The 24,967-nt window shown below is 68.2% G+C and carries 25 protein-coding genes and 1 riboswitch; of the genes, 12 read left to right on the top strand and 13 right to left on the bottom strand.

What is annotated here, in order from left to right; genetic code table 11:
- Nucleotides 1-9: 9 nt before the first annotated feature.
- On the bottom strand, nucleotides 10-1,326 hold the full coding sequence (gene aroA / locus ACYVO6_RS43490) for a 3-phosphoshikimate 1-carboxyvinyltransferase (RefSeq protein ID WP_461071473.1): 1,317 nt from the start codon (nucleotides 1,324-1,326) through the stop codon (nucleotides 10-12).
- 192 nt (nucleotides 1,327-1,518) lie between these two features.
- On the bottom strand, nucleotides 1,519-2,241 hold the full coding sequence (locus ACYVO6_RS43485; RefSeq protein ID WP_461071471.1) for a M50 family metallopeptidase: 723 nt from the start codon (nucleotides 2,239-2,241) through the stop codon (nucleotides 1,519-1,521).
- 51 nt (nucleotides 2,242-2,292) lie between these two features.
- Between ACYVO6_RS43485 and ACYVO6_RS43480 the strand changes: the two genes are divergently transcribed.
- From ACYVO6_RS43480 to rsrA, 4 genes are all read left to right on the top strand, one after another.
- Nucleotides 2,293-3,108 (top strand): SOS response-associated peptidase, encoded by an 816-nt coding sequence (locus ACYVO6_RS43480; protein ID WP_461071469.1) that lies wholly within the window; start codon nucleotides 2,293-2,295, stop codon nucleotides 3,106-3,108.
- Nucleotide 3,109: 1 nt separating this feature from the next.
- Nucleotides 3,110-3,751, top strand: a complete 642-nt coding sequence (locus ACYVO6_RS43475; protein ID WP_461071467.1) for an alpha/beta hydrolase family protein — start codon at nucleotides 3,110-3,112, stop codon at nucleotides 3,749-3,751.
- 290 nt (nucleotides 3,752-4,041) lie between these two features.
- Nucleotides 4,042-4,725 carry an RNA polymerase sigma factor SigR gene (gene sigR / locus ACYVO6_RS43470; protein ID WP_461071465.1) on the top strand — a complete coding sequence of 228 codons (684 nt, stop codon included), beginning with the start codon at nucleotides 4,042-4,044 and terminating at the stop codon, nucleotides 4,723-4,725.
- Nucleotides 4,722-5,036 (top strand): mycothiol system anti-sigma-R factor, encoded by a 315-nt coding sequence (rsrA, locus tag ACYVO6_RS43465; RefSeq protein ID WP_461071463.1) that lies wholly within the window; start codon nucleotides 4,722-4,724, stop codon nucleotides 5,034-5,036. The genes sigR and rsrA overlap by 4 nt, the downstream gene beginning before the upstream one ends.
- Before the next feature lie 106 nt (nucleotides 5,037-5,142).
- Here the strand turns inward: rsrA and ACYVO6_RS43460 are convergent, their stop codons facing one another.
- Entirely contained in the window at nucleotides 5,143-5,508 is a 366-nt protein-coding gene (locus tag ACYVO6_RS43460) for a hypothetical protein (protein WP_461071461.1), read from the bottom strand.
- 368 nt (nucleotides 5,509-5,876) lie between these two features.
- Between ACYVO6_RS43460 and ACYVO6_RS43455 the strand changes: the two genes are divergently transcribed.
- From ACYVO6_RS43455 to ACYVO6_RS43425, 7 genes are all read left to right on the top strand, one after another.
- Entirely contained in the window at nucleotides 5,877-6,035 is a 159-nt protein-coding gene (locus tag ACYVO6_RS43455; protein ID WP_461071459.1) for a hypothetical protein, read from the top strand.
- Nucleotides 6,032-6,892: a DUF4388 domain-containing protein gene (locus ACYVO6_RS43450; protein WP_461071457.1), complete on the top strand. Its 861-nt coding sequence runs from the start codon at nucleotides 6,032-6,034 to the stop codon at nucleotides 6,890-6,892. The genes ACYVO6_RS43455 and ACYVO6_RS43450 overlap by 4 nt, the downstream gene beginning before the upstream one ends.
- Before the next feature lie 474 nt (nucleotides 6,893-7,366).
- Complete coding sequence (locus ACYVO6_RS43445) at nucleotides 7,367-7,756, top strand: roadblock/LC7 domain-containing protein (protein ID WP_461071455.1); 390 nt, start codon at nucleotides 7,367-7,369, stop codon at nucleotides 7,754-7,756.
- A gap of 218 nt (nucleotides 7,757-7,974) precedes the next feature.
- A complete protein-coding gene (locus tag ACYVO6_RS43440) occupies nucleotides 7,975-8,955 on the top strand; it encodes a tetratricopeptide repeat protein (protein WP_461071453.1) in 981 nt (326 codons plus the stop codon).
- Between the two features lie 125 nt (nucleotides 8,956-9,080).
- Nucleotides 9,081-9,731 carry a peptide deformylase gene (gene def / locus ACYVO6_RS43435; protein WP_461071451.1) on the top strand — a complete coding sequence of 217 codons (651 nt, stop codon included), beginning with the start codon at nucleotides 9,081-9,083 and terminating at the stop codon, nucleotides 9,729-9,731.
- Between the two features lie 358 nt (nucleotides 9,732-10,089).
- On the top strand, nucleotides 10,090-11,175 hold the full coding sequence (gene cyc1, locus ACYVO6_RS43430) for an epi-isozizaene synthase (RefSeq protein WP_461071449.1): 1,086 nt from the start codon (nucleotides 10,090-10,092) through the stop codon (nucleotides 11,173-11,175).
- Nucleotides 11,172-12,545 carry a bifunctional albaflavenone monooxygenase/terpene synthase gene (locus tag ACYVO6_RS43425; RefSeq protein ID WP_461071447.1) on the top strand — a complete coding sequence of 458 codons (1,374 nt, stop codon included), beginning with the start codon at nucleotides 11,172-11,174 and terminating at the stop codon, nucleotides 12,543-12,545. Before cyc1 ends, ACYVO6_RS43425 begins: the two co-directional genes overlap by 4 nt.
- Before the next feature lie 30 nt (nucleotides 12,546-12,575).
- Here the strand turns inward: ACYVO6_RS43425 and ACYVO6_RS43420 are convergent, their stop codons facing one another.
- Nucleotides 12,576-13,553 carry a GlxA family transcriptional regulator gene (locus ACYVO6_RS43420; protein WP_461071445.1) on the bottom strand — a complete coding sequence of 326 codons (978 nt, stop codon included), beginning with the start codon at nucleotides 13,551-13,553 and terminating at the stop codon, nucleotides 12,576-12,578.
- Between the two features lie 200 nt (nucleotides 13,554-13,753).
- Here ACYVO6_RS43420 and ACYVO6_RS43415 point away from each other — a divergent pair, with 200 nt between their 5' ends.
- Nucleotides 13,754-13,990 (top strand): hypothetical protein, encoded by a 237-nt coding sequence (locus ACYVO6_RS43415; protein ID WP_352373982.1) that lies wholly within the window; start codon nucleotides 13,754-13,756, stop codon nucleotides 13,988-13,990.
- Here ACYVO6_RS43415 and ACYVO6_RS43410 read toward each other — a convergent pair.
- The 9 genes from ACYVO6_RS43410 to ACYVO6_RS43370 all read right to left on the bottom strand — a co-directional run bounded on the left by ACYVO6_RS43410 (nucleotide 13,903) and on the right by ACYVO6_RS43370 (nucleotide 24,826).
- Nucleotides 13,903-14,910 carry a ribonucleotide-diphosphate reductase subunit beta gene (locus ACYVO6_RS43410; protein ID WP_461071442.1) on the bottom strand — a complete coding sequence of 336 codons (1,008 nt, stop codon included), beginning with the start codon at nucleotides 14,908-14,910 and terminating at the stop codon, nucleotides 13,903-13,905. The genes ACYVO6_RS43415 and ACYVO6_RS43410 overlap by 88 nt on opposite strands.
- A 2-nt stretch (nucleotides 14,911-14,912) precedes the next feature.
- Complete coding sequence (locus ACYVO6_RS43405; RefSeq protein WP_461071440.1) at nucleotides 14,913-17,285, bottom strand: ribonucleoside-diphosphate reductase subunit alpha; 2,373 nt, start codon at nucleotides 17,283-17,285, stop codon at nucleotides 14,913-14,915.
- Nucleotides 17,286-17,428: 143 nt separating this feature from the next.
- Nucleotides 17,429-17,569, bottom strand: a riboswitch (cobalamin riboswitch).
- Between the two features lie 65 nt (nucleotides 17,570-17,634).
- A complete protein-coding gene (locus ACYVO6_RS43400) occupies nucleotides 17,635-18,132 on the bottom strand; it encodes a GNAT family N-acetyltransferase (protein ID WP_461071438.1) in 498 nt (165 codons plus the stop codon).
- Between the two features lie 395 nt (nucleotides 18,133-18,527).
- Complete coding sequence (locus tag ACYVO6_RS43395) at nucleotides 18,528-19,517, bottom strand: nucleoside hydrolase (protein WP_461071436.1); 990 nt, start codon at nucleotides 19,515-19,517, stop codon at nucleotides 18,528-18,530.
- Between the two features lie 69 nt (nucleotides 19,518-19,586).
- Nucleotides 19,587-21,197, bottom strand: coding sequence for a monocarboxylate uptake permease MctP (mctP, locus tag ACYVO6_RS43390; RefSeq protein WP_461071434.1), 1,611 nt, complete (start codon nucleotides 21,195-21,197; stop codon nucleotides 19,587-19,589).
- The gene (locus ACYVO6_RS43385; RefSeq protein WP_461071432.1) at nucleotides 21,194-21,493 is read right to left on the bottom strand and encodes a DUF3311 domain-containing protein; all 300 of its coding nucleotides are present in this window, start codon (nucleotides 21,491-21,493) and stop codon (nucleotides 21,194-21,196) included. Before ACYVO6_RS43385 ends, mctP begins: the two co-directional genes overlap by 4 nt.
- A 129-nt stretch (nucleotides 21,494-21,622) precedes the next feature.
- Nucleotides 21,623-21,823, bottom strand: a complete 201-nt coding sequence (locus ACYVO6_RS43380; RefSeq protein WP_461071430.1) for a CstA-like transporter-associated (seleno)protein — start codon at nucleotides 21,821-21,823, stop codon at nucleotides 21,623-21,625.
- Nucleotides 21,795-23,933 (bottom strand): carbon starvation CstA family protein, encoded by a 2,139-nt coding sequence (locus tag ACYVO6_RS43375; RefSeq protein WP_461071428.1) that lies wholly within the window; start codon nucleotides 23,931-23,933, stop codon nucleotides 21,795-21,797. The genes ACYVO6_RS43380 and ACYVO6_RS43375 overlap by 29 nt, the downstream gene beginning before the upstream one ends.
- Nucleotides 23,934-24,061: 128 nt before the next feature.
- Complete coding sequence (locus ACYVO6_RS43370; protein ID WP_461071426.1) at nucleotides 24,062-24,826, bottom strand: GntR family transcriptional regulator; 765 nt, start codon at nucleotides 24,824-24,826, stop codon at nucleotides 24,062-24,064.
- Nucleotides 24,827-24,967: the final 141 nt, after the last annotated feature.

The following is a 24,967-nucleotide window of genomic DNA, read 5'->3' as shown; positions in this document are numbered from 1 at the left end:
GTCCGCCCGTCAGTTCCCGAGCATTCCGGTCCACAGGTCGGGGAAGTCCGGCAGGGTCTTCGCCGTCGTCGCCACGTTCTCGATCTGTACGTCCGGTACGGCGAGACCGATGACCGCGCCCGCGGTGGCCATGCGGTGGTCGTCGTACGTGTGGAAGACGCCGCCGTGCAGCGGACGCGGGCGGATGTGCAGTCCGTCGGCGGTCTCGGTGACGTCGCCGCCCAGCTCGTTGATCTCCTTGGTGAGCGCGGCAAGCCGGTCCGTCTCGTGCAGGCGCAGATGGGCCACGCCCCGCAGGGTGGAGGGCGAGTCGGCGAGGGCCGCCACCGCCGCGATGCCGGGGGTCAGCTCGCCGACCTCGCCGAGGTCCACCTCGATGCCGTGGACCGTGCCGGAGCCGGTGAACTCCAGGCCCCGGTCGGTCAGTTCGCAGGAACCGCCCATCTCGGTGAAGATCTCCCGCAGCCTGTCACCGGGCTGGGTGGTGTGCGCGGGCCAGTCGGGGACGACGACCCGGCCGCCGGTGACCAGGGCGGCCGCCAGGAACGGCTGGGCGTTCGACAGGTCGGGCTCGACCGTCAGATCGCGGCCGAGCAGTGCACCGGCGGTGACCCGCCAGACGTTCGGCTCGCCGCCCGACTCCGGGGTGTCCACCTGGGCGCCGACCGACCGCAGCATGTCGACGGTCATCCGGATGTGCGGCATGGAGGGCAGCGTCGAGCCGGTGTGCCGTACCTCGACGCCCTGGTTGAAGCGCGGCCCGGACAGCAGCAGCGCGCTCACGAACTGGCTGGACGAGGACGCGTCGATCTCCACCGGCCCGCCCTCCAGGGCCCCGCCGCCGTGCACGGTCAGCGGCAGCGCGCCGCGGCCGTCGTCGTCGATACGGGCGCCGAGGGCGCGCAGGGCGTCGATCACGCCGTTCAGGGGGCGCTCGTACGAACGCGGGTCGCCGTCGAAGCGGATGGGGCCGTCGGCGAGCGTGGCGACCGGCGGCAGGAAGCGCATCACCGTGCCGGCGTTGCCGACGTCGACCGTGGCCGGGCCGTGCAGGCCCGAGGGGATGACACGCCAGGCCTCGCCGGAGCCGTCCGGGCCCACGCCCTCCTCGATGCCGACGCCCATGGCACGCAGGGCGTCGGCCATCAGCACGGTGTCGCGGGAGCGCAGGGGGCGGCGCAGCCAGCCGGGCTCGGCCGCGAGGGCGGCCAGCACCAGGGCCCGGTTGGTGACCGACTTGGACCCGGGTACGTGGACCGTCGCGTCGACGGCTCCGCTCGCGTGCGGGGCGGGCCAGAGGGCGGTGTTCTCGGGGTTCGGGGCCATGGCCCCACTCTATAAGGAGGGGGTTGGGGAGGTCGTCTGCCGACTGCGGGTGCGTTGTGGCTGGTCGTTCCCCCACTCTCGGCTTCGCTCGAGCGGGGGGACCACCATGAGCGGGGGGACCACCATCGCGGCGGAGCCGCATATCGACACAGCCCCGTGCCCCTGATGGGGGCTGCGCCCCATCGGAGCCCTTCAGACCTGCAGCAGCCAGCGGCCTCCGCCTATCAGGGAGCACAGCGACACCGCGTGGAACAGGAACAGCCACATCCCGGCCGGGACGTGCGTGAGTCGCGACAGTTGGTCCGCGTCCGAGTCGCCCGCGCCGCCTCGGCTGCGCTTGGCCTGGAGTTCGAAGGCCGGGCGTACACCGCCCAGCAGCAGGAACCAGACCCCCGCGTACGCGAACGCCGCCTGGACCTGGGGCCCCGTCAGCCAGGACACCACCACGAACGTGCCGCCGGTGAGGAGCACCGTGAGGGCGCCGTACGCGTTGCGGATCATCACCAGCATCGCGACGAGGAGCAGCGTTGCCAGCCACAGGAGCGCGGTGATGCGGCCCGCGGCGAGGAGCGCGGCGCCGCCGAGGCCCAGCAGCGGGGGAGCGGTGTAGCCCGCCGCCGCGGTGAGGATCATGCCGAGACCGGTCGGCTTGCCGCGGCTGACCGTGAGGCCGCTGGTGTCGGAGTGCAGCCGTATACCGCTGAGGCTGCGGCCGGTGAGCAGCGCGACCAGACCGTGGCCACCCTCGTGGGCGATGGTGATGGCGTTGCGCGAGAGCCGCCACAGGCCGTGCGGGACGATCACGGCGAGAGCGGCGACCATGGTGGCGCCGACCACCCAGATGTCGGGGTCGGGCTGGCTGCCGAACACCTCGTCCCAGAGGGTGGCCAGCGAGGTGGCTGCGGTGGCTTCCATTGTGTGCGGGAGTCTCCTCGTCGTCGCGCCAAGCATGGCAGTGTGGCAAGTATGTGCGGACGTTTTGCGTCAAGTCGTAGGCCTGAGGATCTCGCAGGAATCTTTGAAGTCGAGAAGTGGGAGCCGGAGGAAGAGTTCGAACCCGACTACAACGTGGCTCCCACCAAGGACGTCTACGCGGTACTCGACCGTCCTCTTAAGGACGCCGAGGACCCGAAACCGGTTCGGCAACTGCGCCGGCTCAAGTGGGGCCTGGTGCCGTCCTGGTCGAAGACCCCCGAGGGCGGTGCCCGGATGATCAACGCCCGGGCGGAGACCGTGCACGAGAAGCCCTCGTACCGGCGGGCCTTCTCCACCCGGCGCTGCATCATCCCCGCGGACGGCTACTACGAGTGGGTGACCGGCAAGGCCGAGCGCGACCTGGAGGCCGAGGGCAAGAAGAAACGGCCGCGCAAGCAGCCGTACTTCGTGCTGCCCGCCGATGGTTCCGTCTTCGCGATGGCCGGGCTGTACGAGTTCTGGCGGGACAAGACGCTGCCCGACGACCATCCGCAGTCCTGGTGGGTGACCTGCTCCGTCATCACGACCGAGGCGGAGAAGTCGCCCCTCGCGGTGGCCCCGGCCGAGGGCCCGTACACGCTGGCCGACATCCATCCCCGTATGCCCCTGATGCTCACCCCCGACCGCTGGGACTCCTGGCTCGATCCGTCCCGCACGGACGTCGAGGACCTGCGCTCCCTGCTCGAGCTGCCCCCGCCGGGGCTGATGCGCGCGTACCCGGTCTCCACGGCGGTCAGCAACGTACGCAACAACGGCCCGGAGCTGCTGGAGGAGCTGGAAGGGCCCGAGGAAGGCACACTCTTCTGATGTGACACAAAGCAACGAAAGCGAACTTGTGGAGACGGACGCGGGTACGGCCCGCGTCACCTGGCACCGGGCGCAGCGGGCGCGGCTGGTGCTCGCCGTGAGCCACGGGGCCGGCGGCGGCATCGAGGCGCGGGATCTGCGCGCCCTCGCTGCCGGGCTCCCCGCGCACGGCGTGACCGTGGCCCTCGTCGAGCAGCCCTGGCGGGTGGCGGGCAAGAAGCTGGCGCCCCCGCCGAAGACGCTCGACACCGGCTGGCGCGGGATCTGGCCGACGCTCGCCGGGCCCGGTCTGCCGGTCGTGGCGGGCGGTCGTAGCGCGGGCGCCCGCGTGGCCTGTCGTACGGCGAAGGAACTGGACGCCCACGCCGTCCTCGCGCTCAGCTTCCCCCTCCACCCGCCGGGCAAGCCGGAGAAGTCGCGCGCCGACGAGCTGCTCGGGGCCGGTGTGCCCACCCTCGTCGTTCAGGGCGGCAACGATCCGTTCGGGAAGCCGGAGGAGTTCCCGGAAGGTGCTTACGACCTCGTGGAGGTGCCGTACGGAGATCACGGTTTCGCCGTGCCCAAGCGGGCGGAGATCGGGCAGGAACAGGCGCTGAAGATCCTCACCGACGGGGTCGTGAAGTGGATTACGTCACTCGCGTGAGCCGGTGTCACAGGGATGGGAATGCCGCGGTCACGGCCTCTGTTGAGAGCGGCAGAAGTACTCACACCGAGTACTTACCGTTCGTACGAGAGGAAGTCCGCCGCATGGGTTCGACCATCTGCCCGAACCGCAGCAGTGCAACTGACCTGGACTGGTCCGTCCTGCATGCGGCAAAGACCGGCCCCGTACGGGCAGCGGGTGGACCCAATCGGCGCCCCGCCCCGACCGCAGGTCGTCTATCCTCCGATTCGAGTGGGACCGGTTTCGGTTCTACGACATCGTTTGAGGAGGTGGGTCCGGTCACTGGGACCGACGCAGGGACCGAATACGGCCAGGCGGAGCAGCCCGAGGGCCAGGGCAGCCGTACGGAGTCGACCGCCGAGCGCAACGCGCGCTTCGAGCGGGACGCGATGGAATTCCTCGACCAGATGTACTCGGCCGCGCTGCGGATGACGCGCAATCCGGCCGACGCCGAGGACCTGGTGCAGGAGACGTACGCGAAGGCTTACGCGTCCTTCCACCAGTTCCGCGAGGGCACCAACCTCAAGGCCTGGCTGTACCGGATTCTCACGAACACCTTCATCAACTCGTACCGCAAGAAGCAGCGCGAACCCCAGCGCAGTGCGGCCGAGGAGATCGAGGACTGGCAGCTGGCGCGCGCCGAGTCGCACATGTCCACCGGTCTGCGCTCCGCCGAGTCGCAGGCACTCGACCACCTGCCCGACTCGGACGTCAAGGAAGCGCTCCAGGCGATCCCCGAGGAGTTCCGCATCGCCGTCTATCTCGCGGACGTAGAGGGCTTTGCGTACAAGGAGATCGCGGACATCATGGGGACACCCATCGGTACGGTGATGTCCCGGCTGCACCGGGGCCGCCGCCAACTGCGCGGCATGCTCGAGGACTACGCCAAGGACCGTGGCCTGGTCCCGGCTGGCGCCGGAGAGTCGGACGGAACGAAAGGCTCGGGGTCATGAGCTGCGGAGAGCCGCACGAGACGGACTGCAGTGAGGTACTCGATCATCTCTACGAGTTCCTCGACAGTGAGATTCCGTCCGCTGATCGCGACAAGTACAAGCAGCACTTCCGGGAGTGCTCGCCGTGCCTGGAGAAGTACGGGCTCGAAGAGGCCGTGAAGAAGCTGGTCAAGCGGTGCTGCGGCCATGATGACGTGCCGACCGATCTGCGGTCGAAGGTCCTGGGCCGTATCGAGATGATCCGCTCCGGCGAGACCGTGCCCGACCACGACGTGACGGCCTCGCCCCAGGCGACGCCGCAGGAGTCCTGATCTCCAGACGTGCCGTACATGCGTGACGTACATACACGTAGACCGTGATCCCACCAGGATCACGGTCTACGTGTATGTACGTCAGCGGGTTCGGTCGAGGGCCTGTTCAGACCTCCAGGCCGCTCTCGATCCGCTTCAGGGCATGCCGGGCCAGCGCCAGGTTGCTGCGGGACCGGTCGAGTGCCAGGTAGAGGAAGAGCGTCCCCTTGCTGCTGGTGAGCGGCCGGATCAGGTGGTACTGCTTGCCCAGCGTGATCAGGATGTCCTCGATCACGTCGTCCATGGCCAGCGAGGCCAGGGTGCGCATCTTGGCGCGTACGACTTCGGTGTTGCCTGCTGCCGCGAGTTCCAGGTCGAGGCCCTGGCCGCCACCGAGCGTGCCGAGCGACATGCCGCTTTCGTAGTCGACGAGGGCGATGCCGATCGCGCCCTCCACCGCCATGGCTTCCTTGAGCGCGGTGTCGATGTTCATGGTCTTGCCCCAATTCCTCGGTGCTGCTGACCGGTCGATGTCCGGCCATCTACGATCGGATGCAAGTGCTTGTGGGTTGCAAGTGGTCAACTTTGTTGTGAGTTATGAAAGTTGACGTTCAAAGTACTGTGCGACCCAGGGAGGTGGAGGGCGAATGGGGGAATGACTACGGCGCTCCAGGCTTCCCTGGACCGGCTCCTCGATTCCCCGGGAGTCACCGGCGTCGCTCTCGTCGACGCGGTCACCGGCCTGACCTACGCCGTCGCGGGAGACATCGCCGAGGCGGGGACGGACCGGAGGTCTCCGAGTTCGCCGCCCTCATCGCCGAACGGCTGGGCGCGGCAGGTGCCGACGGGGAGTTGGAGAGCGTGGTCACCACCACCACGAAACGCCACCATGTGCTGTTCTCCGTGGCGCGACCGGGGGGCGATCCGCTGATACTGGCGGCCGGCCTCGACCGGGACCGGGTCAATGTGGCACTGGCCCTGCGCAGTCTGGGCGACCAGGCCTCAGAGGTACTGGCGTGATGGCGCCCACGGCACGCAATGTGCCCGCGCTGCTGCAGGGGCTACGCGCAGAGGGCTTCAGTGGAACGGTGCGCGTCTCCGGCTTACCGGGCGGAGCGATTCACCTGCGGAACGGGCTGGTGGGCGCGATCGAGACGCCCGGGTCGCCGACCGCCACATCGGCGCTCCTCACCTCGGGGCGGATCGGTGACGAGGACTGGCTGGCCGCGTGCGCCGCGGAGCCCAACGCGGACCGGCTGGGCGGACACCTGGTGGCCGAGGGCCTGATCGGCGCCGCCGAACTCGAAGTCGTCTGCACCGCGGCCGTGTTCGACGCTGCGTTCGCCATGGCGCTGAGCCCTCCGGGCAGTTGGGAGCTGAGCGACCGGGAGCCCGCGCTCGTCGCGGAGCCGGGAGTCGAGCCGCGGCAGCTGACCGAGGAGACCTCCCGGCGTATGGCGCTGCTGTCACGTTTGTGGGGGCCGCCGGGCGAGCTGACACGTGTCCGGCCCGCTCCGGTCGCCGGGGAGGGGCCCCGTGGCTCCGACGGATGGCTCGCACGTCGCCACCGGGACGTCCTGGACAGTGTCAACGGACGTCGTACGCCACGTGACATCGCCTTCGCGCTGGGCCGCGGACTGTACGCGGTCATGCTGGACCTGATCCGCATGGAGGCCCTCCACCTCGTCCAGTGGGAGACCGGGACCACCGCCGACGGCCGGCCGAGCACCGCGCCTCGTGTACCGCAGGCCGGCGCGACCACCGCCGCATCGGCACCCACCCCCGTACAGGCACCCAAGGCCGCGCCGCTGCCGAAGCGCAGACCCGGCGGCGTGTCCCCCGCACAGGACGTCGGACAGCAGAAGAAGGGAGGGTAGTGAGCACCGACGACGACCGAGCGGCACAGCCCCGGGAACGCGAAGTAGCCGCGCCCTCGCAAGAACAAGACCAAGAGCAGGAACACAAGCGGGAAAGCGCCACGACGGACGCCCGCCCTCCGCCGGATGCCGAACCCGCTTCCTTACCCGCGCGGACACCGTTGCCCGTACGCCGGCCGTTGCCCCGACGTGGTGCGCCCCCGGAGCCCTGTAGCGCGAACCCGCCCGCGGTCGCGTCCGCACTCCCGCCCGCTCTCTTGTCGATGCTGTCGGCCGAGGAACTGGCCGCCGAGGCGCCCTCGATCGAAATGCTGCGGCGCGTCCGCCGGGCGCTGCGCGATCTCCCGGATTCCGACTGACTGCAACGGCTTACTGCAACGACTAAATGCAACGGCTGACTCCTCCGGCTGACTCCGTCGAGCCCCTATCGAACATATCAGCACCGCATATGCCAGAACCCTAGGAGCACGATCCATGACCGAAATCCCACCGCCCGATTCCCTGACCGGCATTCTGACCTCGCTGCGTGAACGGGTGATGGGGGTCTCCGAGAGCGTCCTGTCCACCGTGGACGGCCTCCTTGTCGTCGCGGACACCGACACCGTTCACCCCGAGTCGGTCGCCGCCCTCGCCGCCGCGACCCTCGGCGTGGGACGTCGCATGGCCGAAACCGCCGGGGTGGGTGCGCTTCGCGAGGTGGTGGCCCGCTGCGGTTCGGGTCACGTCATCGTCGTCGCCGTCGGCGACCGTGCCCTGCTCACCGTCAAGGGCGACGACGGCCTCGATCTCGCCGCGTTCCAGCGCGAGTCACCGGCCACGGTGGAACAGTTGGCCAAGGCACTCGCCTCCGACGTGGCGCACTGAACCGTCCCTCGGCGGCCCCGTCGACCGCCGGACCGGCATGGACCCAGGGAGGGAGGGGAGGGAGGAGGTCAGGCGGTCTGACCCCGGTCCAAGCTGGGTAACCCCTGGGTAATGAGCGCCCGTCCGGCCGTACGTGGTTGGATGCGAGGAAGAGGACAACAGGGGGCACAGTCCAGCCCGAGGCTGCACGCTCTTCGACGAACTGGCAGGCGGGAATCGTGAGGATCTTCGGCAAGGGACGGCACCGGCCCTCCGCCTCATGGCGGCAGGCCACCGACCGCGCGTTCACGCTGATCGGCGACGGCCGGTACGAGGACGCGGGGGCGCTGCTGACGCGCGCGGCGGACCTGGAGCCCTGGCTGTCCGAGTCCTGGTTCAACCTCGCCCTGCTGCACAAGTTCCGGCACGACTGGGAGCAGGCGCGAGCCGCAGGCCTCAGGGCCGTGGCGCTGCTCGACCGGGAGACCGGGGCGCCCGACTGGTGGAACGTGGGCATCGCGGCCACCGCTCTGCAGGACTGGCCCCTCGCCCGCCGGGCCTGGCAGGCGTACGGGCTGAAGGTACCCGGCGGTGCCACCGCCTCCGGAGAACCGGTCGGGATGGAGCTGGGCAGCGCGGCCGTACGGCTGTCGCCCGAGGGCGAGGCCGAGGTCGTATGGGGGCGCCGGCTGGACCCGGCCCGGATCGAGGTGCTGTCCATTCCGCTGCCGTCCTCCGGGCGGCGCTGGGGCGAGGTCGTCTTGCACGACGGCGTACCGCACGGCGAGCGGACCACGGCCGCCGGGCACGCGTATCCCGTGTTCGACGAGATCGAGCTGTGGGCGCCCTCACCGGTCCCCACCTGGGTCGTACTCCTGGAAGCGGAGACCGAGGACGACCGGGACGCCCTGGAGCGGCTCGCGGCCGACGCCGGCTTCGCAGCCGAGGACTGGTCGTCCTCGGTGCGGCTGCTGTGCCGTATGTGCTCGGAGTCCCGCATGCCGTCCGACGAGGGCGACGGCGAGCATCTCGACCCGCACGACCACAGCGAGCCCGGGCATCCCGGGCCGCTCGGCCATCGCACCGACGGGTCGCTGTGGATGCCGGAGCGCGAGTGTGGCCTCGCGGCCCCTGCCTCGCTGGTGCGTGGTCTGCTCGACGGCTGGGTCGCGGACAGCCCGGACACCCGTGACTGGCGGGATCTGGAAGAAGTCTGTTAGACGGCTGCGCACCTTACGGGGGCCGGACGGCTGTGCTCCTCACGGGGCGCGGAAAGCCGCTCAGCCATCGCCGTAGGCTGTACCCGAACTTTTTCTTGAGGATCCCAGGAAGGCAAACGTCGGTCATGGCGCAGCAGGACACCGATCAGCAGCACGCGGGCGTGCTCCCCGTGGACGACGAAGGCTTCGTCATCGACACGGAGGACTGCGAGGAGCGCGAGGCGGCGTATCGCGAGCGCGGCACCTCGCGGCCCATCACGGTCGTCGGGAATCCCGTGCTGCACAAGGAGTGCAAGGACGTCACCGACTTCGGCGACGAGCTGGCCAAGCTGGTCGATGACATGTTCGCCAGCCAGCGCACCGCCGAGGGCGTGGGCCTGGCCGCCAACCAGGTCGGCGTCGATCTGAAGGTCTTCGTCTACGACTGCGGGGACGACGAGGGCAAGCGCCACGTCGGCGTGGTCTGCAACCCGAAGCTGGTGGAACTGCCCGCCGACCGGCGCCAGTTGGACGAGAGCAACGAAGGCTGTCTGTCCGTGCCGACCGCGTACGCGCCGCTGGCCCGCCCCGACTACGCCGAGGTCACCGGACAGGACGAGAAGGGAAACCCGATCAAGGTGCGCGGCACGGGCTACTTCGCGCGCTGCCTCCAGCACGAGACGGACCACCTGTACGGCTACCTCTACATCGACCGGCTCTCCAAGCGCGAACGCAAGGATGCGCTGCGGCAGATGGCCGAGAACGAACCGCGCTACCCGGTCGTGGCCAACGACTGACCCTCCGCGTCCGCTGTCGACCCCGTGGCGACCGCCTTCTGAACTACTGCTGAACGGCAGGGACAGAAAACGACAGTTGGGGCCCACGCATCTCGATACGAATCACGCCTGGTCGGAAATCCCTCCCGACCAGGCGTCGTTCGTGTGTCCGTCGGACGTTCGATCCTTTTTGTTCATCATAGAACCAAAACAAGTCACGCAAGAGGGCGTTCTCGGCACCATGGGGTAGTGCGAGGAGCAGATCTGTTCCCTACCAGTCGGTTGTGGTGCTTCATGGAGGGGCGGGGATACGCAAGCGACACATGCCCAGCGGAACAAGAGGGGCATATGTCAACAGGCGGCTGAGAGGGGTTTGTTCGTGCCTGCTTTCTCACAGAGCACCGCAACAACGCACACCCGGGTCGTGGTTCCACCGGCGCTCACTCTTCCGGTGATCGAGACCGAGTTTCCCCGACAACTCCACCCGTACTGGCCCAGGCTTCAGGAGAACACCCGAGCCTGGCTACTGGAAAAGCACCTGATGTCGCCCGACAAGGTCGCGGCTTACGCCGATGAGCTGTGCTACACGGACCTGATGGCCGGCTACTACATCGGTGCACCGGACGACGTCCTCCAGGCGATCGCGGACTACAGCGCGTGGTTCTTCGTCTGGGACGACCGGCACGACCGTGACGTGATCCACAGAAGGCCGGTGGCCTGGCGACGACTCAAACACCAGCTGCACGCGGCCCTCGACTCTCCCTGGGACCATCTGCACCACAGGGACCCCTTGGTCGCGGGGTTCGCGGACAGCATGGTGCGGCTGTACTCGTACCTGAGCAAGCGGTGGAACGCCCGCTTCGCGCGGCATTTCCACGCGGTCATCGAGGCGTACGACCGGGAATTCCGCAACCGTACGTCGGGAATCGTGCCCACCGTCGAGGACTATCTCGTACTGCGGCGGCTGACGTTCGCGCACTGGATCTGGCTCGATCTGCTGGAGCCGAGCGCGGAGTACGAACTCCCCACCGCCGTACTGAAGAATCCCGCATACCGGCGGGCGGCCCTTCTGTGCCAGGATTTCGCCGCCTGGTACAACGATCTGTGCTCACTCCCCAAGGAAATCGCGGGAGATGAGGTCCACAATCTCGGTATCAGCCTCATTCACCACGAGGGGCTGACGCTGAACGAGGCCATCACGGAAGTACGGCGTCGAGTCCAGGGCACCATCACCGAATTCCTCCTCGTGGAAGAGAAGGTATTGCGGTACGCAGACAGGCTCGACAACGGATCCGTTCGCGACGCGGCATTAGCGGCTGCCGTACGGGCGTGTCTGTTCAATATGCGGAACTGGTTCAGTTCCGTGTACTGGTTCCACCACGAGTCCGGCCGGTACCGGGTCGACAGCTGGGACGACCGCTCCACACCCCCCTACGTCAACAATGAAGCGGCAGGTGAGAAATGACCGTCGAGTCCGCACAACCCGAGGCGACCGAGGCCGCCTCGAAGCCGCTCGAACCCGAATTCGCCGGGGGCGCACTGCCCGTCCTCGGCCACAGCTGGAAGATGGCGCGCGACCCGGTGGACTTCCTCACCCGGCTGCGCGACCACGGCGACATCGTCCGGATCAGGCTGGGACCGAAGACGGTGTACGCCATCAACAGTCCGGAACACACCGGAGCCCTGGGCCTGAGCCCCGACTTCGGGATCGGCGGACCGCTGTGGGACACCGTGGAAGTCCTCCTCGGCAAGGGAGTCGTGACCAGTAACGGCGCCACGCACCGGCGCCAGCGGCGGACGATCCAGCCCCCGCTGCGCATGGACGCGATCCAGCGGTACGAGTCGGTGATGGTCGAGGAGGCGCGCGCCCTCGCCGAGCGCTGGAAGCCCGGTGACACGGTCGACGTCACGGCGGAAGCCTTCCGTATCGCCATCCGCGTCATGGCCCGCTGCCTGCTCAGGACCAAGAACATCGACGAACTCTCCGACCGGCTGAACGCCGCACTCCACATCGTGATCACACGACTGTTCCGGCGGATGTGCCTGTCGTTCGGGCCGTTCTACCGGCTGCCGCTCCCCTCCCACCGCGAATTCGACCGCGCGCTGGCCGAAATGCACCGGCTCACCGACGAACTCATCGCCGAGCGCCGCCGCGCCCCCATGGACGGCCCCGACGATTTGCTGTCGGTCCTGTTCGAGGCGAAGGACGAGAATGGCGAGCCGATCAGCGACCAGGAGTTGCACGATCAGGTCATTTCGTTTCTGACGGCGAGCAGTGAAACGACCGGCGTCCAGCTGATGTGGATCTTGGACCTGCTCACCGAACACCCGGAACACGCGGAGCGGCTGCGCGAAGAAGTCGAATCCGTTGTGGGTGACCGGACGATCACGATCGGTGACGTCAGGAAGCTCACGCACACGAACAATGTCATCACCGAGGCACTTCGACTGCGCCCGGCGGTGTGGATACTGACCCGGCGGGCATTCGCCGAAACCGAACTCGGCGGGTATCGCATTCCGGCCGGTGCGGATGTCGTCTACAGCCCGATGGCCGTCCAGCGCGATCCGAGGTCGTACGAGCGGCATCTGGAGTTCGACCCCGACCGCTGGCTTCCGGAACGCGCCAAGGACGTCCCGAAGCACGCGATGGTTCCGTTCAGCGTGGGCAATCGCAAGTGCCCCGGCGACCACTTCTCGATGGCCGAACTCGCCATCATCCTGGCGACGGTGATCCCGAAATGGCGCTTCGAGTTCCTGCCCGAGGCAGACCGCTCGACCCATGTCGGCCTCACGCTCCAGCCCACCCGGCTGCTGCTGAAGGCCATACCGCGCTGAACCGCGTACCGATCCGCGGGCGGCGCACGTTCAGGCGACCTCGGGCTCGGCCTGTGGGCCCCTGAACGTGCGCCGGTAGGCGTTCGGCGTGGTCCCCAGCGCCCGTACGAACTGATGCCGCAGCGCCGCCGCCGTACCGAACCCCGTGCGGCCCGCGATCGCGTCCATCGTCTCGTCCGTCGCCTCCAGCAACTGCTGGGCCAGCAGCACCCGTTGGCGCAGGATCCAGCGGTACGGCGTGGTGCCGGTCTCCTGCTGGAAACGGCGCGCGAAGGTGCGCGGGGACATATGCGCACGGGCGGCGAGCTGCTCGACGGTCATCTCCTCGTCGAGGTGGCGCTCCATCCACACCAGGACCTCGCCGACCGTGTCGCACGAGGAGAGGGGCAGCGGGCGCTCGACGTACTGCGCCTGGCCGCCGTCGCGGTGCGGCGGCACGATCATCCGACGGGCGATCTTGTTGGCCACCTCCGTGCCCTGTTCCTTGCGGACGATGTGCAGACAGGCGTCGATACCGGAGGCGGTGCCGGCCGAGGTGATCACCGGGTCCTCGTCGACGTACAGCACATCGGGTTCGACGATCGCCCGCGGATAGCGGAGAGCGAGTTCGTCAGCCTGCCGCCAGTGCACCGCGCAGCGCCGTCCGTCGAGGAGCCCGGCCGCGCCCAGCACGAAGACACCGGAGCAGACGCTGAGCACGCGGGCCCCGCGGTCGGCGGCCCGGCGCAGGGCGTCGAGCATCTCGGGCGGATAGTCGCGCCCGATGTAGTCGCTCCCGGCCGGTACGGCGATCAGGTCGGCCTCTTCGAGCCGGTCGAGGCCGTACGGCGTGGAGACCGTGAACCCGGCGACATGGGTGCTGAGCGACGGGCCCTCCGCGGAGACGACCGCGAAGTCGTACCCGGGCAGGCCCTCGTCGCTGCGGTCGAGGCCGAACACCTCGCAGAGGACGCCGAGTTCAAAGGGATGCACACCGTCGAGCAGGACGGCGGCCACGTTGCTCAGCATGACCCACCTCGCATGGATGCGCAGGTCAACAGGGACTTCGGCCGGGGGTCCGGCCCGCGGCGGAGCCGCTGTCGGATGCCGCGTCCCCCGGGATGGCACAGCAGCATGCCGCCAGTATGCCTGAGAGATGGCAGGAATTCGAGGGTGTGCGGCAGTCCTGCCACTGACCGTAAGGAGCAATCGGCGCGACAGTAGTGTCCATGGATACGACACGCATGGAAGCACTGATCGGAATGCTCACCGTCCTCGGAATCCTGGTCCTGCTCGTCCTCCCCGCAGTGATCGGCATCGTGCGCGACCGGCGCATCGACCGTCAGCTCAGGGAGGCCGAGCAGGGGCACCCGGAGGATCAGAAGTCCTCGTCGAAGCCGACCGAACCCTCCACCGCCACCTGGTACGCCGAAGGCCGGCGCTCGAAGAAGTTGGTCAGCTCCTGAACGCCCTGCAACTCCATGAAGGAGAAGGGGTTCTCGGAGCCGTAGACGGGTGCCAGGCCGAGGCGTGCGAGTCGCTGGTCGGCGACGCACTCCAGGTACTGGCGCATCGAGTCGGTGTTCATGCCCGGGAGACCGTCACCGCACAGGTCGCGCGCGAACTGCAGCTCGGCCTCGACGGCCTCCCGGAGCATGTCGGTGATCTGCCGGTCCAGCTCCTCGTCGAAGAGATCCGGCTCTTCCTTGCGGACGGTGTCGACCACGGCGAACGCGGCGTCCATGTGGCAAGTCTCGTCCCGGAAAACCCAGTTGGTGCCGGTCGCCAGGCCGTGCAGCAGGCCGCGGCTGCGGAACCAGTAGACGTACGCGAAGGCGCCGTAGAAGAACAGGCCCTCGATGCACGCGGCGAAGCAGATGAGATTGAGGAGGAATCGGCGGCGGTCGGCTTTGCTCTCCAGCCGGTCGATCTTCTCCACCGAGTCCATCCACTTGAAGCAGAACTCGGCCTTCTCGCGGATGGACGGGATGTTCTCGACCGCGTCGAATGCGGCGGCGCGGTCCTCCGGGTCGGGGAGGTAGGTGTCCAGGAGCGTCAGATAGAACTGGACGTGCACGGCCTCCTCGAAGAGCTGACGGCTCAAGTAGAGCCTTGCCTCGGGGGAGTTGATGTGCTTGTAGAGGGTGAGCACCAGGTTGTTGGCGACGATCGAGTCGCCGGTCGCGAAGAATGCGACGAGCCGGCCGATGAGGTGCTGCTCGCCGGGTGACAGTTTCGCGAGATCTGTCACATCCGAGTGGAGGTCCACTTCCTCCACGGTCCAGGTGTTCTTGATCGCGTCCCGGTAGCGCTCGTAGAAGTCGGGGTAGCGCATGGGGCGGAGGGTCAGCTCGAAGCCCGGGTCGAGCAGGTTCTTGTCACTCATGATTACTGGCAGGCCTCGCAGGACTCGGGGTTTTCCAGGGAGCAGGCGACCGCGTCGGGGTCGGCGGCTTGCTGTACGGGGACGGGGGCGGCGGCCGAGGAGGAACCGGCCGCGCGGGCGATGCGGGTCGCCGGGCGCGAGCGCAGGTAGTACGTCGTCTTCAGGCCCGACTTCCAGGCGTACGCGTACATCGAGGAGAGCTTGCCGATGGTCGGCGTCTCCATGAAGAGGTTCACGGACTGGGACTGGTCCAGGAACGGGGTGCGGGCCGCGGCCATGTCGATCAGCCCGCGCTGCGGGATCTCCCACGCCGTGCGGTAGAGCCGTCGTACGTCCTCGGGGATCCAGGCGAAGTCCTGCACCGAACCGTTCGCCTCGCGCAGCGCCTCGCGGGTGCGGGCGTCCCAGACGCCCAGCTCCTTCAGCTCGTTCACCAGGTACGAGTTGACCTGGAGGAACTCGCCCGACAGGGTCTCGCGCTTGAAGAGGTTGGAGACCTGCGGCTCGATGCACTCGTAGACGCCTGCGATGGAGGCGATCGTGGCGGTGGGCGCGATGGCGAGCAGGAGCGAGTTGCGCATGCCGGTGGTGGCGATGCGCTCGCGCAAGGCCGCCCAGCGCTCGGGCCAGGTCAGGCGGACGCCCGGGAAGTGGTCGGGGTGCAGCACCCCCCGGGCCGTACGGGTCTTCTCCCAGGCCGGGAGCGGGCCGCTGCGCTCGGCGAGGTCGGCGGAGGCCTCGTACGCGGCGAGCATGATGCGCTCGGCGATGCGGGTGGAGAGGGCCTTGGCCTCCGGGGAGTCGAAGGGAAGCCGCAACTTGAAGAACACGTCCTGGAGACCCATCGCGCCCAGACCGACAGGGCGCCAGCGCGCATTCGACCTACCCGCCTGCTCGGTCGGGTAGAAGTTGATGTCGACGACGCGGTCGAGGAAGGTGACGGCGGTACGGACGGTGGCGTCGAGCCGTTCCCAGTCGAGATCGCCGGTCGTCATGTCGACAAAGGCACCCAGATTCACGGACCCCAGATTGCAGACCGCCGTCTCCCCGTCGTCCGTCACCTCCAGGATCTCCGTGCAGAGGTTGGAGGAGTGGACCGTGTGGCCGGGCAGGGCGGTCTGGTTGGCGGTGCGGTTGGCGGTGTCCTTGAAGGTCATCCAGCCGTTGCCGGTCTGCGCGAGGGTGCGCATCATGCGGCCGTACAGATCGCGGGCCGGGATGGTCTTCCTGGCGAGGCCGTCAGCCTCCGCCTTGCGGTACGCGGCGTCGAACTCCTCGCCCCACAGGTCGATCAGTTCGGGCACGTCGGAGGGGGAGAAGAGGGACCACAGGCCGTCCTCGTCGACCCGGCGCATGAACTCGTCCGGGATCCAGTGCGCGAGGTTCAGGTTGTGCGTACGCCGGGCGTCCTCACCGGTGTTGTCGCGCAGCTCCAGGAACTCCTCGATGTCGGAGTGCCAGGTCTCCAGGTAGACGGCTGCGGCACCCTTGCGCCGGCCGCCCTGGTTCACGGCGGCGACCGAGGCGTCCAGGGTTTTGAGGAACGGGACGATGCCGTTGGAGTGCCCGTTCGTGCCGCGGATCAGCGCACCGCGGGAACGGATCCGGGAGTACGCGATGCCGATGCCGCCCGCGTGCTTCGAGAGCCGGGCGACCTGGTGGTAGCGCTCGTAGATGGAGTCCAGCTCGTCCTTCGGGGAGTCGAGGAGGTAGCAGGACGACATCTGGGGGTGCCGTGTACCGGAGTTGAAGAGGGTGGGGGAGGAGGGCAGGTAGTCGAGGCGGCTCATCAGGCGGTAGAGCGCGGCGACTTCGTCGACGGAACGGGTGCTGTCGTCCTCGGCGAGCCCAGAGGCGACGCGCAACATGAAGTGCTGGGGCGTCTCGATGACCTTGCGGGTGATCGGGTGCCGGAGGAGGTACCGGCTGTGGAGCGTACGCAGTCCGAAGTAGCCGAAACGGTCGTCGGCTTGGGGGGCGATGAGCGAGTCGAGCCGCTCGGCGTGGATGCGTACGAACTCGGCGGTCCGGTCGGCGATGAGCCCTTCCCGGTGCCCCACCGAGACGGACTCGGTGAAGGACGTGACGCCTTGCGAGGCGGCCTCGGCGCGGATGCCGATGGTCAACAGGCGGGCGGCCAGCCGCGAGTAGGCGGGATCCTCGGAGATGAGGCCGGCCGCCGCCTCGGTGGCCAGCTCGCGCAACTCCGCCTCGTCCGCGTGCGCGGACCGGCCGCGCAACGCGGCGGCGGCGACCCGGCCGGGGTCGGTGTCGGGGAGGTCGGCGGTGAGGTCGGTCAGGGTCCGCAACAGCGCAGTTCCGGGACTGCCGGTCTCCAGGGCTGCTGAAACCGGATCGGCTGGCGCGATGGTCACGTGGGGCTCTCCCTCACTCGGTAAGGGGCCTGCGGGGAGAGGGGGTTCGGGGCACACGGGCGTACGCGCTCTGCGACAGCGGGACGCCGCGTCCACCGGCCCACTCCGCGAGGCCCGGACGTCATGGTCGCCCGGACCGGATTGGCCTGGGCACGCTGTCGGCAGGTCCTCGGACTGACGCTCGCGCACGGCCCATCCCAGGGACAGACATGCACAAGTACACCGTTGCGGGACAGTTCCGGATTCGCACCGGATTCCCCTGCGGCGACAGCGAGCATGAGCATACATCTTGTGTTGGGCTTGGGAAGCGCACACCACATGTTGTGTCGAGCGTCGGCTTTGGAGGGTGTCAGAGTGTCAGCTCATAGGTGAGCAGAGTGATGTCGTCGAGGTGCGGGATCGGGTTCCAGTCGCGTTCCGGAGTGCGGGTGAAGCCAACGCGTTCGTAGATGCGGTGGGCTGAGTGCATGGTGCGCTGGGTCGACAGGACGATGCGTACGCAGCCTTCGGTGGGCCGTGCGCGGTCGACGCAGGCGCGTACGAGCGCCTCTCCGACACCCCGGCCACGGGCCTCCGGGGCGACGGCGAGCATCCGTATCTCGGCCTCACCGGGTTCCGCGATGTCGGCCATCGGTCCGCCGGACGGTACGAAGGTCACGCCGCCCAGCACGCGGTCGTGCTCGACGGCGACCAGCACCTCGGCCGCGGCGGCCCGCTTGGCGACGTCCCGCAGCTCGCCCAGGTACTCGTCGCTCTCTCCGAAGTCGAGCAGGCCGTCCCCGAGATAGGCCTGTGCGGTGATCTCGCCGAGGGTCTCGTACTCCTCCGGGGTTGCCCGCCTGATCACCTGGTCTCCTTCGAGGATGCCCCGCCTTCAGGCGGGGGAGGAATCGAACTCCTGCGGAGTAGGGCAGGGGACGGGGTTTCGCCTCCAGGGCGAAAGACCGCCACGCGATCGGGTAGCCTGCCTGTCGTGCGTTGCGAGAGCCAAGCGCGCACACCGTGCCGATCGAGAACCAAGACGGCACTGCCGAGCTTTGCTCAACAAACCGGGCAGGTTCCGTCCCGGCTGGTGTTGAGGGAGTAAGACCTTTCAGGCCGCTGGTCTGTGGGGCTTCCTGAGCCAGAAATCCCCCTGCTTCAGCTGGGGGAGGGTTCAAGATGTCCATGTGGTGCAGTGTGCATCAGGGGTACGACAACGGCCTGTGGTTTTCCCCCGTACTGGATCTCAGTACGGGGATCTCAGCCCACCCCCGGCCACTGCGGCACCGTCGCCACGAAGTCCTTCACGAAGTCGCGAGGCCCCGGCCCCAGGGCCACGCGGCCCGTGAGGGCCGTACGGGCCGTGAGGACAGGGGAGTCGGCGTAGTAGACGCGCTGTGCGGACGAGGGGATGAACACGGTCTTGCCGCGGGTCAGTTCGCTCGCGGACTCGACGATGACGGCGCCCTCCGCGGCGGTGATGAACGACTCGTCCGCGCACACCCCCACCGCGAGCGGATCGTGCAACGGGCAGGCGTCGCCCCCGCCGTGGCGGCGGTACGCGTCCATGTACACCCGTAGCAGCCGGACGGCGAGCGCCGTGCCCGTGCCCGCCGCCTCCAGGACGGCCAGGTCGGCGGAACCGAGCAGGCAGCGGTGCGAGGCGTCCAAGTCGACCATCGTGAACGGGATCCCGGAGGAGACGACCACCTCGGCGGCGTCCGGGTCGGCCCAGATGTTGAACTCGGCGACCGGCGTGATGTTCCCGGGCACCTGCGCGGCACCGCCCATGAACACGAACTTCTTGACGCGGTGGGCGAACGCCGGGTCCTCCAGGAGCGCGATCGCCACGTTGGTGAGCGGGCCCGTGGCGCACACGGTGAGCTCTCCCTCGTACTCGCGGGAGAGCCGGAGCAGGGCCTGCGCGGAGGATTCCGGCAGGTGGGCGGCCGTGGAGTCGGGCAGTGTCTCGTTGCCGAGGCCCGCCTTGCCGTGGAAGGCGGACGCGGACGTGTACGGGAGGCGGGTCAGGGGGCGGCCCGCGCCCCGGTGGACCGGTATGTCGGCGTCGATGCGCATTGCTCGGGCCAGGGCCCGGGCGTTGAGGTAGGTCTGCTCGGCGGGGAGGTTGCCGCCCACGGAGGTGTAGGCCTTCAGGTCCCACAGCCCTGTACCGAGCAGGTACTGCAGAGCCAGGGCGTCGTCGATGCCGGGGTCACTGTCGAGGACGATCGGTGAGCGAAGGGTCACAGCGGCCAGCGTAGCCGTGACCAGCTGGGCCGCCAGGGGGTGGCGAACTCCCCCTGGCGGCCCCGGCGCCTAGTGCCCGGCCCCAGCCGTAGCCGGAGGCAGCTCCACCTGCACTCCCTCATCCCCCGCGTCCGCCGTGTAGTCCCCCGGAGACGTCTCGTCGATGCCGTCCGGCGCCTTCGCCGCCTTCAGCACGAAGGTCAGCACCACCGTCACCACCACGTTCAGCACGAACGCCGTCAGACCGATGTAGCCCATCTCCCCGAGCCCCGGAATCTCCGCGTTGGAGCCGCCGAAGTGCTTCTGGGTCGGCGAGGCGACCCCGTACGCGGCCACCGTCCCGTACACCATGCCGACCGCCCAGCCCGCGAGCAGTGCCCAGCGGTGGAACCATCGGGTGAACAGGCCGCCGACCAGGGCCGGGAAGGTCTGCAGGATCCAGATGCCGCCCAGGAGCTGGAAGTTGATCGCGACCGTCTTGTCCATGGTCAGGACGAAGGCCAGCGCGCCCACCTTCACCAGCAGCGAGACCAGCTTGGAGACCTTGGTCTCCTGGGCCGGAGTCGCATCGGGCTTGATGAAGTCCTTGTAGATGTTGCGGGTGAAGAGGTTCGCCGCCGCGATGGACATGATGGCCGCGGGGACGAGGGCACCGATGCCGATCGCCGCGAAGGCCACGCCCGCGAACCAGTCGGGGAACATGTTCTCGAACAGCTGCGGGATCGCCAACTGGCCGTTGTCGACGGTGACTCCGGCCGCGATGGCCATGAAGCCGAGCAGCGCCAGCATGCCGAGCATGAGGGAGTACAGCGGCAGGATCGTCGTGTTGCGGCGGATCACCTCGCGGCTGCGCGAGGACAGCGTCGCCGTGATCGAGTGGGGGTACATGAAGAGCGCCAGCGCCGAGCCGAATGCCAGGGTGGCGTACGTCCATTGGCCCGCCGGAGCCGGGATCAGTCCGCCCGCGCCGGCCTCCGTGTACTTCTTGTCCGCCGCGGCGAAGATCTCGTCGAACCCGCCCAGCTTGATCGGGATGTAGATGATGGCCACCGCGATCACGATGTAGATCAGGGTGTCCTTCACGAACGCGATCAGCGCGGGGGCGCGAAGTCCCGACGAGTACGTGTACGCGGCCAGCACGCCGAAGGCGATGAGCAGCGGCAGGTCCTTGATGAACCAGTTCGTGTTCTCGCCGCCGCCGACGCCCATCACGTCAAGGACCGCCTGGATGCCGACCAGTTGGAGCGCGATGTACGGCATCGTGGCGAGGATGCCGGTCACGGCCACCGCCAGCGACAGGCTCTTCGAGCCGAACCGTCCGCGTACGAAGTCCGAGGTCGTCACGTAGCCGTGCTTGTGCGACACCGACCAGAGCCGCGGCAGGAAGGTGAAGATCAGGGGGTAGATGAGGATCGTGTAGGGCACGGCGAAGAAGCCGGCCGCGCCCGCCGCGTAGATCGCCGCCGGGACCGCCACGAAGGTGTACGCCGTGTAGAGGTCGCCGCCGAGCAGGAACCAGGTGACCCAGGTGCCGAACGACCGCCCGCCCAGGCCCCATTCGTCGAGGCTGTTCTCGTTCTCGGCTCTGCGCCAGCGCGAGGCCAGGAAGCCCATGACCGTGACGGCCAGGAAGAAGAAGATGAAGACGGCGAGTGCGACGCCGTTCACGCCGTCGTTCATGCCGACGCACCCCCGCCCTGGGAGTCCTGGGACCGGTCGGCCTTGCGGGCGCGCTGGTCACGCTGCCACAGCTGGTACGCGATCATCGTGAGCGCCGTGGAGATGAGCACCCACAGCATCTGGTACCAGTAGAAGAACGGGATGCCGATGAAGGCCGGGTCGACCTTCGCGTAGGAGCCCACCCAGAGCATCGCCACGAACGGCGCGAACAGGCAGAGGGCGATCACCACGCGGACCGGCGTCACCACCGGTGGTTTCACTTCAGACGCTCTTGGCGCCTCGGATGTTTCTGACATACGGCGACTCCGTCCCCTCACTGATCACCTGTTGCAACGCGCAGGAAATCTAAGGGACAGTTCCGCCTTATGGAACCCCCGTCCGGAATACGGAAGTAAATGTGCGCATTCCGTGGCGACCGTGTGTGATCAGCAGCAGCGGAACCCCTGCCGGGAATCCGACTCCTGACGCTCCGTACGCTCCCGCTCGAACTCGCGGCGGGACGGTACGAGCGCGTCCGGATGTGCCGTACGGACATGGGTGACGTAACGGTCGTACGCGGACTCGTCGGTCAACTCGCGTACGTACCACCGCACGGACCTAAGAACCCGGAGCAGCCCCGACAGCATCGCGCTCCTCCTCCTTCTCCTGCCGGGTCGGGATCAGCCCGGCCGGGGCGACGATCTTCGACTCCACGTACGGTGCCTCGCTGAGCGTGGACAGCGCGGGGCGGCGTACATGCCTGACGCATACCCTGGCCGCGTCCACGATCACGACCACGATGAGCAGTGCGAGGACCGCCGAAAGGACGCCGTCCACCGTGGAGTTGGTGACGACGGTACGCATGTCGTCCATGTTCTGGGCGGGCGCGAGCACCTCACCCCGGTCGATGGCGTCCTGGTACACCGAGCGCTGCTTGAAGAAGCCGACGCGGGGATCGCTGGAGAACACCTTCTGCCAGCTTGCCGTCAGCGTCACCGTGGCGTCCCAGGCGAGCGGAATCCCGGTGACCCAGGCCCACTTGAGGCGCCCGGACTTCACCAGCAGCGTCGTACAGACGGCCAGTGCGACCGCCGCGAGCAGCTGGTTGGAGATGCCGAAGATCGGGAACAGCTGGTTGATGCCGCCGAGCGGTTCATGGACGCCCACCCACAGGAAGTAGCCCCACAGAGCGCAGACGATGGCGCTGGTGATGACGAGCCCGGGCTTCCAGCTCACGTTCTTGAAGGGCTTGTAGATGTTTCCCAGCGTGTCCTGGAGCATGAAGCGGCCCACGCGGGTGCCCGCGTCGAGCGCGGTCAGGATGAACAGTGCCTCGAACATGATCGCGAAGTGGTACCAGAACGCGCGCAGACTGTCCCCGGTGATCTGGGAGAAGATGTCCGAGATGCCGATCGCGAGCGTGGGAGCGCCGCCGGTCCGCGACAGCAGGGACGCCTCCTCGACCTTCTGTGCCGCCGCCGCCAGGTCCGCGGAGGATATCTGGTAGCCCCAACTCCCCACCACCTGCGAGGCGTTCTGGACCGTGTCGCCGATGACGCCCGCCGGCGCGTTCATCGCGAAGTACAGGCCAGGGTCGATGATCGACGCCGCGATCAGCGCCATGACCGCGACCGACGACTCCATGAGCATGGAGCCGTACCCGATCATCCGGACCTGCGTCTCCTTCTGGATCATCTTCGGCGTCGTACCGGACGAGATCAGTGAATGGAAGCCGGACAGCGCCCCGCAGGCGATGGTGATGAAGACGAACGGGAAGAGCGAGCCCGCGAAGACCGGGCCGTCACCGCGGGAGGCGAAGTCCGTGACCGCGTCCATCTTCAGCGTCGGCAGGGCGATCACGACGCCGAGCGCGAGCAGGAAGATGGTGCCGATCTTCATGAACGTGGAGAGGTAGTCGCGCGGCGCCAGCAGCATCCACACGGGCAGGATCGAGGCGATGAAGCCGTACGCCACCAGCCAGATCACCAGCGTCGAGGGCGCCAGCGTGAAGGTGTCGGCCCACGACGACTCCGCGACCCACCGCCCGGAGACCAGCGCGAGCAGCAGCAGCGCGATGCCGATCAGCGAGACCTCGGTGACCCGTCCTGGCCTCAGGACCCGCAGGTAGAAGCCCATCAGTAGGGCGATCGGGATCGTCATCGCGATGGAGAAGGTGCCCCAGGGCGACTCGGCGAGGGCGTTGACGATGACCAGCGCCAGCACACCGAGCAGGATGATCATGATGGCGAAGGCGGCGAGCAGGGCCGCGGCCCCGCCGAACGGCCCGATCTCCTCGCGCGCCATCTGCCCGAGCGACCTGCCGTCGCGGCGCGTCGAGAAGAACAGCACCACCATGTCCTGTACGGCGCCCGCGAAGATCACGCCGGCGATGATCCAGATGGTGCCCGGCAAGTACCCCATCTGCGCGGCCAGTACGGGCCCCACCAGCGGTCCCGCGCCCGCGATCGCCGCGAAGTGGTGGCCGAGCAGCACGCGCCGGTCGGTCGGATGGAAGTCGATGCCGTTGTTGAGCCGCTCGGCGGGCGTGGCCCGGGTCTTGTCGACCTTGAGGACCTTGTTCGCGATGAACTTCGCGTAGAAGCGATAGGCGATGGCGTACGAGCCGAGAGCCGCCGCCACCATCCAGGCGGCCGACACCTCCTCGCCGCGCGAGAGTGCCAGTACGGCCCAGCCCGCCGCGCCCACCAGCGCGACGAGGGTCCAGATGACGATGGATCGAGTGTTCGCAGTGCGCACCGGGTCGTCCTCCCGTCCATGCGATGACGGGGAGGACCGTAAAGCAGGTGAGGGGACAGCGCCACACCGCGTGCACCAGTAGTTTTGCGCTATACGAACTGGCGTGCCCCACAGGGACTTTGAGGGACCTACTCCTGAGGCCGCTTCAGCCGCGCCACGAACTTGTACCGATCCCCCCGGTACACCGACCGCACCCACTCCACCGGCTGCCCGTCCTTGTCCAGCGAGTGCCGCGACAGCATCAGCATGGGCAGGCCCACGTCCGTGCCGAGCAGGCCGGCCTCGCGCGGGGTGGCCAGGGAGGTCTCGATGGTCTCCTCGGCCTCGGCGAGACGGACGTCGTACACCTCGGCCAACGCCGTATACAGAGACGTGTACTTGACGAGGGACCTGCGCAGCGCGGGGAAGCGCTTCGCGGACAGATGCGTCGTCTCGATCGCCATCGGCTCGCCATTGGCCATGCGCAGCCGCTCGATGCGCAGCACACGGCCGCCCGCCGAGATGTCGAGGAGCTCGGCAAGGGTGTCGTCTGCCGTGATGTAGCCGATGTCCAGGAGCTGCGAGGTGGGTTCAAGGCCCTGGGCCCTCATGTCCTCGGTGTACGAGGTGAGTTGGAGCGCCTGCGAGACCTTCGGCTTGGCGACGAAGGTGCCCTTGCCCTGGATGCGTTCGAGCCGCCCCTCGACGACGAGTTCCTGGAGGGCCTGGCGGACGGTGGTGCGCGAGGTGTCGAACTCGGCGGCCAGGGTGCGCTCGGGGGGTACGGACGTTCCGGGCGGCAGCGTCTCCGTCATGTCGAGCAGGTGCTTCTTGAGGCGGTAGTACTTGGGCACACGCGCGGTACGGATGGGGGACCCACCCTCGTTCTCCGCACTGCTGACGTCGGTGCTCATGCTCTGCCTTCCCGGCTCCTGGTGCCGATGCGGCCGACGTGCGCGTCGGCACGGCTCACATCGTGGCACGGCCTGTCGTGCGAGTGTCCCTCGTACGCTCCGTGATCTCCCCTGTATATCTTTCGCTGTTCCCTCTGGTCT

The organism is Streptomyces pseudoechinosporeus (assembly GCF_054783935.1).
Note: the sequence above shows the minus strand (reverse complement) of the source record. Positions and strands in the feature narration are given on the sequence as shown.